At 61.5% G+C, this 11,993-nt stretch carries 11 protein-coding genes; 2 read left to right on the top strand and 9 right to left on the bottom strand.

Going from position 1 to position 11,993, the window contains the following annotated elements:
* Positions 1 to 2 precede the first annotated feature (2 nt).
* From DY926_RS03100 to DY926_RS03080, 5 genes are read right to left on the bottom strand one after another with little or no spacing between them, the layout of a single operon-like run.
* Positions 3 to 770, bottom strand: a complete 768-nt coding sequence (locus tag DY926_RS03100; protein WP_116702029.1) for a nucleotidyltransferase family protein — start codon at positions 768 to 770, stop codon at positions 3 to 5.
* Positions 771 to 778: 8 nt separating this feature from the next.
* Entirely contained in the window at positions 779 to 1,561 is a 783-nt protein-coding gene (locus DY926_RS03095; RefSeq protein WP_116702028.1) for a sterol desaturase family protein, read from the bottom strand.
* Positions 1,558 to 2,667, bottom strand: coding sequence for an LptF/LptG family permease (locus DY926_RS03090; protein ID WP_116702027.1), 1,110 nt, complete (start codon positions 2,665 to 2,667; stop codon positions 1,558 to 1,560). The genes DY926_RS03095 and DY926_RS03090 overlap by 4 nt, the downstream gene beginning before the upstream one ends.
* Positions 2,664 to 3,845 carry an LptF/LptG family permease gene (locus tag DY926_RS03085; protein ID WP_116702054.1) on the bottom strand — a complete coding sequence of 394 codons (1,182 nt, stop codon included), beginning with the start codon at positions 3,843 to 3,845 and terminating at the stop codon, positions 2,664 to 2,666. Before DY926_RS03085 ends, DY926_RS03090 begins: the two co-directional genes overlap by 4 nt.
* A 53-nt stretch (positions 3,846 to 3,898) precedes the next feature.
* On the bottom strand, positions 3,899 to 4,813 hold the full coding sequence (locus DY926_RS03080; RefSeq protein ID WP_116702026.1) for a metallophosphoesterase family protein: 915 nt from the start codon (positions 4,811 to 4,813) through the stop codon (positions 3,899 to 3,901).
* 159 nt (positions 4,814 to 4,972) lie between these two features.
* On the opposite strand from DY926_RS03080, the gene DY926_RS03075 reads away from it, so the two are divergent.
* On the top strand, positions 4,973 to 5,953 hold the full coding sequence (locus tag DY926_RS03075) for a diacylglycerol/lipid kinase family protein (RefSeq protein WP_116702025.1): 981 nt from the start codon (positions 4,973 to 4,975) through the stop codon (positions 5,951 to 5,953).
* Between the two features lie 12 nt (positions 5,954 to 5,965).
* Positions 5,966 to 6,931, top strand: coding sequence for a hypothetical protein (locus tag DY926_RS03070; RefSeq protein ID WP_116702024.1), 966 nt, complete (start codon positions 5,966 to 5,968; stop codon positions 6,929 to 6,931).
* Here the strand turns inward: DY926_RS03070 and spt are convergent.
* The 4 genes from spt to DY926_RS03050 all read right to left on the bottom strand — a co-directional run bounded on the left by spt (position 6,915) and on the right by DY926_RS03050 (position 11,490).
* The gene (spt, locus tag DY926_RS03065) at positions 6,915 to 8,117 is read right to left on the bottom strand and encodes a serine palmitoyltransferase (RefSeq protein WP_116702023.1); all 1,203 of its coding nucleotides are present in this window, start codon (positions 8,115 to 8,117) and stop codon (positions 6,915 to 6,917) included. The genes DY926_RS03070 and spt overlap by 17 nt on opposite strands.
* A 6-nt stretch (positions 8,118 to 8,123) precedes the next feature.
* Positions 8,124 to 8,375 carry an acyl carrier protein gene (locus DY926_RS03060; RefSeq protein ID WP_025812499.1) on the bottom strand — a complete coding sequence of 84 codons (252 nt, stop codon included), beginning with the start codon at positions 8,373 to 8,375 and terminating at the stop codon, positions 8,124 to 8,126.
* Between the two features lie 188 nt (positions 8,376 to 8,563).
* A complete protein-coding gene (locus tag DY926_RS03055; RefSeq protein ID WP_186336052.1) occupies positions 8,564 to 10,303 on the bottom strand; it encodes a fatty acyl-AMP ligase in 1,740 nt (579 codons plus the stop codon).
* 53 nt (positions 10,304 to 10,356) lie between these two features.
* On the bottom strand, positions 10,357 to 11,490 hold the full coding sequence (locus tag DY926_RS03050) for a sensor domain-containing protein (RefSeq protein WP_116702021.1): 1,134 nt from the start codon (positions 11,488 to 11,490) through the stop codon (positions 10,357 to 10,359).
* Positions 11,491 to 11,993: the final 503 nt, after the last annotated feature.

Raw genomic sequence — 11,993 nt, 5'->3', positions numbered from 1 at the left:
CCTCAGCCCGCCGGTGCGGTGGAGAGAAGGCGCGTTACAAGTTCAAGGTCGGCCGGCTTGTCCACATCCACGGCGGCCCGGCCGAAGGGCAGTGGGATCAGCGCGACCCGTGCGCCCGAAAGGCGGCCGATACGGCGGCAGACATCGGCACGTGTCAGACGCCGCAGCACGAAGCGCAGCAGGATGCCAAAGCCGAGGATGCGGGCCATCTTGAGCGGGTTCTTGCGGTCGGCTTCCAGTTTCTGCCACAGCCGGATCACGCCATGGGCGGCGGGCGTGCGGAACAGGAACATGTTGCAGCCTGAAAAGGCGCCATCCGCCAGCCGGATCATGGTGCGCTTGGTGTCCGGCACATCGCGCAGGATCTGGGGTTCCATGGCAATGCCGGCGGCAACGTCACACCCGCTGTCCTGCGCGGCCCGTACGAAGGCACGGACCCATTCCGGCTCAAGCAGGGCGTGGTCGGCGGTGGTGACCAGCAGGGGCGTGCCCAGCATGTCCAGCGCCTTGAGCACGCTGGCGCTGGGGCCTGCCGCGGGCGGGATAAAGGTGACGCTTTCCGGCACGACGCCGTCAAGCACATCGGGTTTTTCTATGCAAATGGCGATGCGGCCAATCGTCTCGACCGCCTGCAGGGCCTTTATGACCCGGCTGATCATGGGAACGCCGCAGACGGGCAGGATGGCCTTGTGCGATATGCCTGCCGCCTGGGCCATCGGGTCGGGGCGTCCCGGGCGGCTGCCCGCCAGTATGAGTACGTTCAGCCCCATTGTGCCGCTCACGCCGCGTTGCGGGTGATGTTCGCCCCATCGGGCCGGTCACGCGGCGGCGCGCCGGTTTCTTCCATGACCCAGGGGTACTGCTGCGCTTCCTTTACGTCGTAGCCGAGGTTGAACACGCTCGGGCTGCGCGGGAAGCTGCGGGCATCGACATAATAGCTGCCGAACAGGCGGTCGGCCACGAAGCTGGTGATGCCGTAATTGCCGTTCTCGTTATGGAAGTGATGCAGGACGTGGCGCTGCTTCATGCGCTGGATCCAGCTCATGCGCGGCTTGTAGTTCAGGTGCTGGATGCAGTGGAAGAATTCGTAGATGCAGGTGATGGTCAGCCCCGCGCCAAAGGCGGCGGCGGCCCCGGCCATGTTGCCGATGGCATAGCCGATGGGCACGGTCACGATGGCGATGGTGGGAATGGTGTTGAGGGGCGAGCCGAACAGCACGTCAAGCAGGTGCGGGTCCTGGTGGTGATCGAAGTGGATGCGCTTCCACAGCGATGCGCTCCATTTCATGCGGTAGAGGAACCGCCCGTGCAGGATGAAACGATGGATACCGTACCACACCAGCGGGTAGACGAGCATGACCGATACAATGCTGATCGCGATCGGAAGCAGGGAGGTGTGCGCGTACACCATGACGGCGTAACTGGCGATGGCGAGGGCGAAATACAGCATGATGGTGGGATAGGTCAGGTAGGCAATCCAGAGCTGACGAAGGTTCATCTTGCCCAGGTCGAAGCTTCGGCCTGTCCGGATGGAACTGTTCTTCAGGGTGTTCGTAATCATCGCTCTTCGATCCTCAGTAGCACGGTAATGACGCCAAGGATGAAAATGAGAATCCCGACGCATATTGCCATAAGTGAAGGCAAGGTTCCCGCATTGCCCAGGGCGCGCAGCAGCCCCTGGAACACGACAAATAGCAGACCCGCGCCCAGGCACCATATCGGAAGCCAGCTACGCGCACCGGCACGCGGTGGGATATAGACCACCGGCACCGCCAGTAACAGCATAACCGTAAATGTCACGGGTAACATGATGCGTCCCAGTATTTCCGTCAGGAAAAAAGACGGGGACTGGCTGGAAGCGAGTACGCCACGCTGTTCATCAAGCATGGTGCCGATGGACTGGGTGAAGCTGACCGTAAGCTGCATGATGTAGCTGGGGGTAAGCGATGGCGGCCAGTCCAGCCGCACGACCTGGCCCTCCTGTATGTCCAGCAGGTCCACCCGGGTCGGGCTGATGACGCTCAGGATTCGTGACGGCGTGCCATACCAGTGCCCGTGCACGTAATGCACATCCGCCAGGGTCGTGACCTTCTGCAGCAGGGCTTGATGGTCGCGGTGATAGACGGTCACGTTCTTCATGTGCGTGCCGCCACCATCGAGATAGTTGATGTTGATCAGGTCGTCATGGGAGCGGATCCAGTAATTGCGCCATGTGGTCGCGGCGTTGGGGGATGTGGCGTTCCACCACCGCGCCAGCGCGAGTTCACTGCGCGGGGTGATCTGGTCATCCACGATTCCGCTCAGCACGCCCAGCGCGAGTATGGTGGGCAGGAACAGTTTGATCAGCCCCGGCGTGGACAGGCCGGCCGCCCGCATGATCGAGATCTCGTTCGATGTGGTGAGCTGCAGCAGCGTCAGCAGCGAGCCGATCAGGACGGCAACCGGCATGGCGTTGCCAAACAGCAGCGGCATGTGCAGCACCGCGTAATACAGCACGCCCGACAGCCCCAGATGGCGGTGCATGATTTCCGTGACCTGCTCCAGCAGCGTCAGGATTTCCATGAGCGCCACCACGATGATGGTCGTGGTGAATACCTTGGTCAGAAGTTCGCGCGACAGGTACCCGATCAGGACCGTGCCGCAGGCCATGCGCAGCCTGTGCTTCATGCCGGGCCTTCCGCAACGTGGCGTCGTGGCAGGCCATCGGCCGAGAGCTGGCGGGCAGGCAGGGCCGGGCCACGGGTCAGCAGCATGCGCAGTCCCCCCGCCTGCCGGATCAGCATGCCAACGCAGATGGTTGCGAACCCGGCGGTGGGCAGCCAGATGACCAGCAGCGGCGACATATGCATGTTGGCGACGAAGCTCAGCCCCATCTGCAGCGTATGGTCGAAGCCGACCAGCGTGATGGCGGCGATGGCCAGCCCCGGGTTGCCGCGCTGGCGCTTGCGCACACCCGCCAGTGCGCAGGCCAGAAGGGGAATGAAGGGAATGGCGACGGTGCGCGCCAGACGGAAATGCAGTTCGGCCACCATGTAGGAATGGCTGAGGCCATTATAGCCGTGGCGTATGCCCTCATACAGTTCGGGCACCGTCAGTTCGCGTTCGGTCTCCCCCCGGTTGCGGTAGGCTTCGTCATCCAGCTTGTGGTTGGGGGAGATCAGCTGGGTGGTGCGGCTGAAGCCGGTGATGCTGGGCGGCTTGTCCAGACTGTCGGTTATGATCGTGCCGTCCACCAGGTCCAGCCGTATGTTCGACCCGTCGGAGGGGTTGTAGAGGTAGCCCTTCTGCGCGGAAATGAAGCGGACATGCGACTTGTCCGTGTTGTCGCGGATGAAGACATGCCACATGCGCGAACCGGCATGGTCCACCGTCTCCGCCGTGAGCACGATATTGTCCGATACGGCGAACATCTTGGACTGCAGATGGGGCGCCCACCCGGCATGGCTGGCGAAGTAGAAGGCCGCCCGGTAATCATAGCGCGCGTAAGGCTGGATGAACCCGTAAAGCGAGAAGGCAAGCAGGCCGAATACCGCGCCGGTCAGCACGAAAGGCTGGCAGATGCGGAAGATCGAGACGCCGCTGGCCATCAGCGCATCGATCTCGTGGTTCGTGCTCATGCGCCGGATGACGGAAAACACGCTTACGCACATGGCCGCGGGTAGCGCCAGCCCCAGATAATGCGGGATCAGGTCACTGAGCAGGCCGAAGAACGTTTTCATCGAACTGCCATTGGCGGCCAGTATGTCAAACAGCACCAGCAGCCGTTCCAGCAGCAGTGCGATCATGACCACACCAAGCGCAATGGAAAACGGCGGCACAACCTGGCGCAGGAGATAGCGATCCATTGTGCCGGGCAGCAGTTTTCCCATTATCCGGTGCTGAAAGGACATGCGGCTCATCAGGGCGTGCTTATACCCGAAAAACGGCTGGATGGAGGGGGCTGTTCAAAAATAGTTTCCTGCGTTGTGCCGTCCTTCCCCTCGGCTGGAAAGAAACGTCTTGTAACGCCGAGTGTGTAGCCAGCCCCGTTTCCGGCCACGGTAATACGATTCCAGGCCGCTGCGCGCAGGGGATCACACGATCGTGCTGAAGCCGAGGCGATCCCGACCACTGGTACGGCCCTGTCAGGCCCGGGCAGGGAGGACAGGGTGGAAAGATGCACATGTCCGTGCAGGACCATCTCGGCCCCTTCGTGTGCAATGCAGGTGGCGAAATCATCCATATCCGTCAGCGCTTTGCGCGGGGATGCAAGACCGGGCACGGGGGGGTGGTGGATCATGACAATGCGGCACAGGCCCTGGCGTGCCGTCTCGTGCAGCACGGTGCGCAGGCGCTGCAACTGGTGCGCGCCCACCCGGCCCGTTGCCAGGAGCCAGGGCACGGGCACGCATGAACTGACACCGATCAGCGCCACATTTCCGATCCGGCGGACGAAGGGGAAGGGCAGGGGCCCCATCCATGGCGCCCACAGGCCGACCGTATCGTGCCAGTTGTCCTGAACAAGGGTGTCATGATTTCCGGGTATGACTGTACACGGCGCCGGCATCTGTTCCAGCCAGCGCATGGCCTGACGACATTCACCCGGCAGGCCCATATTGGTCAGGTCGCCGGTCACCGCGATCATGTTGACGGAACTGCTGCGGATATCGGCCATTACACGGGCCAGGATTTCCGGGCGATGTATGAAACGGCGGCGTCTCTTCCATGAAAGGTAGCTGAACATGCGCTTGTTCAGTCTCTCCCGCAGGCGGGGCGGGACCATCTCGGTCGGCAGGTGAGGGTCCGAAAGATGGGCGATCGTGACAGTGCTCAAGCTGGTGTCTTTCCTTGCCTCAAACCCGCCCCGGCTGGTCCGGGCGGATGTTATGCCTGCCGGTCCGTCGGGGGGAACCATCGTTTCGTGCCTTGCAATAGAAGGCAGATGGTTGCTTATGGCCTGTACGTCAAATTTCAGACAGGGATGGGATAATCAGTGACCGGACGTTTTGCGCTTGTTTATAATCCGCGCAGCCGGCGGAATGTGAATGACGGCAGCCTGTACGCCCGGACAGCCCGCAGCCATCTGGGGGAGAATTTCATTGATCCCGCAGATCGCGCCCATCTGGATAACCACATAGCGGACCTGGCCGCGCGCCAGATGGACTGCATCGCCATTGACGGGGGTGACGGCACCGTCAGCGATGTCATGACGGCGGTCCATCGCCATTATGCGCCCGACAGGCTGCCTGCCCTTGCCATCCTGCCTTCGGGCAATACCAACCTGATTGCCGGGGATGTCGGGTTCGGCATGCGCGGGATCGAGGCGCTCGAACATCTCCTTACCCTTGCCGCGTCGGACACGCTGCGGCGTAACGTGCGCAGGCGCAGCGGGCTGGTTGTCGAATGGCCCGAGGCCGATGGGCGGGAGCCGGTGGTGGGCATGTTCCACGGGGCGGCGGCGTTTACGCGCGGGATCGAACTGGCCCACCAGCCCGCCATTCTGAATCACTACGCGCATGAGACGGCTGTTGTGGTTTCGTTCCTGTCCTCGGTCGCGCAACTGCTTACGCGGCGCTCGCGGCAGGAATGGATGCAGGGCGACCCTATCGGCATAAAGGCGGGCAAAACGGTGCGGCCACAGGAAAACTGCTTCCTGTTCCTGTCCACCACGCTGCAGCACCTGCCTTATGGTATCTGGCCGTTCTGGACGGACCATGGCGCGCGTGATGATGTCATCAATTACCTGCATGTGGCGGCTTCCCCCTCGCGCCTGCTCAGGACGGCGGTGACGCTGCTGCGGGGGCGGCACCCGGGCTGGCTGCGCCGGAACCCCGATTATTGCAGCGGATGCGAGGCGCGCATCGAAATGACGCTGACATCCGATTTCGTGCTGGATGGTGAGGTGCTTTCGCCCGGTGCAAGCGGGCGGATCACCCTGTCATCAACCGCGCCCATAGACTTCATTCAGGCCTGAGGATTGGTCAGCATGCCGCACGCCAGCCCACTCCGTCTTGCCGCCGCGGGGCGGATTGCCCACCTGCTGGCCAATGACCTGACGCAGCCGGTCGCCCTCTCGGTTACGCAGTTTGTAACGCAGATGGTCGGCACGGCGCGCCCCATGGGGGTTCTCTTTTACGGCTCGGTCCTGCGTGAACCCGATCCTGAGGGGATTCTGGACTTCTATGTCATTGTCGAGCGGCTGGAGGACTGGGGCGCTGGCTACATGGCGCGTGAGGCCAACCGCCTGCTTCCCCCCAATGTGGAATATCACGAGATTACGGTGGATGGCCGCGTCATGCGCGCCAAGGTGGCGATCCTGTCCATTGCCCAGTTCCGGCGCATGACGGGGCAGGCGACGCTTGATACCACCGTGTGGGCGCGCTTCTGCCAGCCCGTGCGGCTGGTGTGGGTGCAGGGGCCGGAAGCGGCGGACGCCATTCTTGCGTGCATCATCCGCGCGGTGGCGCAGGCGGGGCGGTGGGCCGCCGCACTCGGTCCGGAGCGGGGAACGGCGGACGAATTCTGGCTGGCCCTGTTCGCCCATACCTATGGGGCGGAACTGCGGGTGGAAAATGGCCGCAGGCCCCGGACCCTGCTGGATGGGGCGGAAGCCCGCTACAGGGCGCTCCTGCCGGACATATGGACTGCGGAGGGGCTTGCCTTCGATCAGGACGGCGCGACCCTGGTGCCTCATCTGGCCCCTACGCAGCGCCGCTCCCTGCAGGATGGGTGGTGGCTGCGTGGACGGCTGGGGCGGGTGCTGAATGTCAGCCGCCTGTTCAAGGCCGCCTTCACGTTTGAAGGCGGTGCGCGCTACATCGCCTGGAAAATCCGGCGTCATTCCGGCATTGAACTGCCGCTAGGGCCGTTTTCCGAACGGCACCCCCTGATCTGCCTGCCTTATCTGTTATGGAAGTTAAGGCAGGCCGGTCTATTCAGGCGGCGTGGTTAAGACCCATTTCCCGCGCCACGACCGCGAATATCTCAACAGCGCGGTCAACCTGTTCGGGTGTATGCGTCGCCATGACGGAGGTGCGCAGCAGCGGATGCTGGTCCGGTGTTGCGGGCGGGAGGCTGAGGTTGACGTAAACCCCCAGATCCAGCAGCCGGTTCCAGAACGCCACGGCAACCGGAATGTCATCCAGCACGACGGAAACCACCGGGCTGGCCTGCGGCCCGGTGCGCAGACCGGCGGCCTGAAGCCCCGCATGCAGCCTGCGCGCATTGTCCATCAACTGCACACGCAGTTCGGGATGGCGCTCCATTTCGTCCAGCGCGGCCATGGTCGCGGCAATGACTTCAGGCGGCAGCGATGCGGTGAACATGTATGGGCGTGAGCACAGGCGGATCAGATCCAGCCCGGCATGGTTGGACACGCAGTATCCGCCAACCGTGCCCAGACTTTTGGAAAAGGTGCCGACGACGAAATCTACATCGTCTTCCACGCCGTCAGCTTCCGCCACGCCGCGCCCGTGTTCACCCATGACACCAACGGAATGGGCTTCATCGGCCAGCAGCCACGCACCCGTTTCCCGCTTGACTGCCGCGAACTCCGCCATGGGCACGACATCACCCATCATGGAGTAGATGCCTTCGACCACGACCAGCTTGGCACCCGGCGTGCCATCAAGGCGGCGCAGGCGCTTGCGCAGGTCATCGGCGTCATTATGGCGGAAGCGGATGACCTGCGCATGACCCAGGCGGCTGCCGTCATAAATGCTGGCGTGACTATCCGCATCCAGCAGCAGGTAGTCATCCTTGCCCGCCAAGGCGGAAATCGTGCCCAGATTGGCCTGATAGCCGGTGGAAAACACCATGCAGTGCCGCCGCCGGAAAAACGCAGCAAGGCGCTGCTCAAGCTGACGGTGCAGCCCCTGCGTGCCATTGGCGATGCGTGACCCGGTGGTGCCGACGCCATAGGCCCGCGCGGCCTCGACCGCGGCTTCAATCGCGGCGGGAGACTGGCTCAGGCCAAGGTAGTTGTTGGTGCCGAAAAGCAGGGTCTCGCGCCCCTCGATCAGCCCGACGGTGGAGGAAATGGGCTTTTCGATAACGACGTTGAAGGGGTTGCGCCCGCCCCCGGCCGTAACGGCTTTCAGCGAGGATGCCAGCGATTCATATTTGGAAAAGATGGACATGGCGCGTCAGGACGCCTGCTTGAGGGAGACGATACACGCAGCCAGATCATCAATCGTGCGGATATCGGCCAGCCGGTCCAGCGGCACGGAAACATCGAGGGTATCCTCGATTTCCATGACGAAATTCATGACGGCCAGTGAATCAAAGGCCAGATCCTCAACGATCTTGCTGCTGCCATTGATATCACGGGGAACCTTGGGGTTCGCCAGCAGCGTCTTCACGATCAGCGCGGAGACGCTCGCTACCGTTTCAGTCATTCCTACATCCTTATGGCACGTCCTGCCTGGGCAGGGGATCAGCATGAATGGCCAGCCCGCAATTCATGAATCACGGGTGGGGCTGCAATCCGGCCCCTGACCGGAAGTTTTATGATCGAAAAACTGGTTTTTGGCCAGTCCCGCTTTACACTTCCGCCCGTGCGGAAAAACGGGCTGGCCGCAACCCGTCAGACAACCGGGACGGAACTTGTCTCAAGCGGCTGGAACGCGCCGGAAAGCAGCATGGCCTTTGCCCGTGCCCGTGTCAGCTTGCCTGATGATGTCTGCGGCAACGTGTGGGGCGGTACAAGGATAATGGAAACATCCACCCCATGCTGCCGCCGGAACAGGCTGGCGGTTTCCGTCTTCAGCGTCTCACGTGCTTCGGGGGAGGACGCACGGCACTGCACCAGTGCCACGATCTTTTCCCCTTCGTCCTCATCCACGGAGAAGACGGCCACATCGCGGCTGCGCAGCGTGCTGATTTCGGTCTCGGCCGACCATTCCAGATCCTGCGGCCAGATATTGCGGCCGTTGATGATGATCAGGTCCTTGGCCCGGCCGGTCACGACAACCTGCCCGTCCAGCATGTAACCCAGATCGCCCGTATTCAGCCATCCATCGGAATCAAGCGCGCGGGCGGTTTCCTGCGGCCTGCGGAAGTAGCCCTGCATCAGGCTCGGGCCACGGACAAAAATGGTGCCGACCTGACGGTCCTGCAGTACGCGGCCCTGCGCGTCACGCACCTCTAGCTCATGCTCTGGCAGCACTTCGCCACAGATGACGAAAGTGCGCAGCGCCCGTGCCGGATCGTTGGAGGGAATGGCCTCCCCACGTGTTTCCAGCGCGCGCAGGTCGATCGTGTCGGTGCGGATACCCGAGCCGAGCGGGGCGAAGCTTATGGCCAGCGTGGCCTCGGCCATGCCGTAACTTGCGGTAAACGCGCGGCTGTCAAAGCCGGAAGCGGCGAAGCGCTGGGCGAAGTCCTCAAGGATATGATAGCGGATCATATCCCCCCCGATGCCAGCGATCCGCCATGATGACAGGTCAAGCTCGATCGAGGTGGCGCGTCGCGCGCAGAGTTCGTAACCGAAGGACGGGCTGTAGGAGATCGTGCCCCGGTTGCGGCTGATCAGGTCAAGCCAGACATGGGGCCGACGGGCGAATTCCCGGGTCGGCAGCATGTCAACGCTAAGCTGGCAGGTCATGGGGGTGAGGAAGAAGCCAACCAACCCCATGTCATGATAAAGCGGCAGCCACGATACGCAGCGATCACCCGTCTCGCGCACCTTCAGACCATTGAGCGCAATGGCGTGCGCGTTGGCCATGCCCGAACGCTGGGTGACTGCAATCCCCATCGGGAAACGGGTGCTGCCCGAGGAGAACTGCAGATAGGACAGGTCATCCGGCCCGATGGCCGGAAGTGTCTCAACCGTAATCGGGGTTTCGAGCAGTTCGCTCGGCGTACCGGCGAATTTCAGGTCCAGACCCGCCGTGATCTCATCGGTCCATGAGGAGATGATCGAGGCGATCACCACGGCTGAGGCCGCCGCACCTTCGATCATGCCACGCAGGGTGCCGACATAACCTTCACGGCCACCAAAGGCCACGGGCAGGGGCAGGGGGGCCGAGACGAGGCCCGCGTACTGGCAGCCAAAGAAGATACGCGCAAAGTCACCATCGCTTTCCGCCACGATGGCCACCCGGTCACCGGGCTTCAGCCCGAGTGAGAGAAGGCGCTTTCCGGTCTCGATCGCCTGCTCACGCAGTGCGCTGTAAGGCAGAGTTTCGAGCAGGACACCCTTGCCGGAGTAGATGTTGAATCCGCTGCTGCCCTGCGCGGCATAATCCAGCGCCGCGGGGAACGATGGAAAATCGCCGTAACGACGCGGCAGACCAGAATCGGAGGGGGTCGGGAGGCTTGTCATTTCTGGTAATGTGACTTCCACAGACGTATTTTGAAACGGCGAATGGGCGGTCTTCAACCAATTACCCTCAAAAAGTCAATAATCGATTTCGCGCCCTTGGCAGCCGTATCAACTGGCGCCGCAAACCCGAATGTGTCGCGTATATACTCTTTTTGCCGATCAAGGAAATTTGCATGTGAGCGGAAAGCAGTGTCAAGACCTGTCTCCAGCCCGTCCACATTGTTCATGACCCGCCCCAGCGTCCAGCTCTCATAATCGGGGTTTTCCCGCCATCTGGTCCGATGCGCGTCAAGGAACAGGCAGGGGCGGGGCCTGATCAGGAACTCGCCGATCTGGCTGCTGACGTCGCCCATATATAGGTCGGCCGCAAGGGTATAGGTCATATCCACGCTCCTGTCGCTGCCCGGGTCAATGATCATATGGGATAGCGACATGAAAGGGGCCAGAATTTTCATGGTTTCCTGCCGATCCGCGTCGAACAGCCGGTAATGAGGGGCAAAAACCAGATTGTACTTTGTCTGGTATGCGAAATATTCAAGCACCTTCCTGCCAAAGCGCGGCCATGACGAAAACCTGGGGCTGAAATGCGGGTTGTAAATTATGGTGGGGCGATCATTGGCAAACAGCCGCGCGTGGCCGGTATGTAACCGGCGCACCATATCGAATTTCGCATAAATGCCGGTTGTATAATGTTCCGGACGTAAGGCGCCCGCTTCCAACAGGCGCCTTTCCACCTTGGGGCCTGCCAGAAGGATATGGTCGAAATGCCGGGCGTCCCGGGCAAAGCCGATGGCCCGGTCACCCGCGCCATGACGCGTCCATATAAGACGCGGATGGATAACGCCCATCCTGCGCAAATAAAGCGATGTGCGCTCTGGTACGACAATGGCCTGAAATCTGTTGAAATAATTTCTGTTTGAAAAAAGAACCGCCAGTTTACTTAAAGGTGTCGGACCATACCGCTCCAGATGCCGCCGAATCCATGCGGGCTGGCGAAGGAGGTCGAAGCTGACACGGGATTGCGGATAGCACTGTGATAACCGGCGTATCCGCGCATCACGCTCCGGGGTCAGGCTTGCGATGTGAACCTGAATGTCCGGGTAAAGGCGGCTCATTTCCAGGGCAATCGGAAGCGAATGGAATTCCTGATGTGGCTGGGCAATGTAAGGGAACAAGATATGAGCCACTGGATGGACCCTGCTGCATGGCCTGAAGGCGGATTATCGAGACGGCCTGACGTGATCCGGGGAAATATGGTTTTCTGATGGTGGCCTCTGCTGCCGACTGGTCAGCTTGAAGCTTATCGTTTGATGATAGCTGAACGGGTAATGGCGCGCTTCATATATAATAGATGATCCTGAGGTGGGGACCGGAAGGGGGATTGCAGCCTCCTTCGCAGGGCAACGCCATAAGAAGCATTGCATTGCAAAACGGGGGCAGATTTCGTCCTATGACCCCAACCCGGCCGGTCGGAACCTGTCCGGCAGGATGCGGTCCTCTTTTTTCATATATTTTTCATTATTCGTGCATTTTTTTCGGTGCGAGTAGTGAACGTTTTATGTGTTTAGTGGCTGATTTCCGTGCATTTCATGTGTTTTTGGGGTGGCGTTGACACGGTGCCCCAATATCCGTAAAAGCCCCTTCACCGGACGGCGATGCTGCTCCGGCGGGTTCTTTGACAAGAGAATAT

Source organism: Komagataeibacter melaceti (assembly GCF_003403295.1).
Classification (GTDB): domain Bacteria; phylum Pseudomonadota; class Alphaproteobacteria; order Acetobacterales; family Acetobacteraceae; genus Komagataeibacter; species Komagataeibacter melaceti.
This window is presented reverse-complemented; position numbering and strand designations above follow the sequence as displayed.

What these genes read in the sequence shown, in the direction of transcription:
- DY926_RS03100 (WP_116702029.1), bottom strand. Translation starts at nt 770, where the DNA reads ATGGGGCTGAACGTACTCATACTGGCGGGCAGCCGCCCGGGACGCCCC.
- DY926_RS03095 (WP_116702028.1), bottom strand. Translation starts at nt 1,561, where the DNA reads ATGATTACGAACACCCTGAAGAACAGTTCCATCCGGACAGGCCGAAGC.
- DY926_RS03090 (WP_116702027.1), bottom strand. Translation starts at nt 2,667, where the DNA reads ATGAAGCACAGGCTGCGCATGGCCTGCGGCACGGTCCTGATCGGGTAC.
- DY926_RS03085 (WP_116702054.1), bottom strand. Translation starts at nt 3,845, where the DNA reads ATGGATCGCTATCTCCTGCGCCAGGTTGTGCCGCCGTTTTCCATTGCG.
- DY926_RS03070 (WP_116702024.1), top strand. Translation starts at nt 5,966, where the DNA reads ATGCCGCACGCCAGCCCACTCCGTCTTGCCGCCGCGGGGCGGATTGCC.
- spt (WP_116702023.1), bottom strand. Translation starts at nt 8,117, where the DNA reads ATGTCCATCTTTTCCAAATATGAATCGCTGGCATCCTCGCTGAAAGCC.
- DY926_RS03060 (WP_025812499.1), bottom strand. Translation starts at nt 8,375, where the DNA reads ATGACTGAAACGGTAGCGAGCGTCTCCGCGCTGATCGTGAAGACGCTG.
- DY926_RS03055 (WP_186336052.1), bottom strand. Translation starts at nt 10,303, where the DNA reads ATGACAAGCCTCCCGACCCCCTCCGATTCTGGTCTGCCGCGTCGTTAC.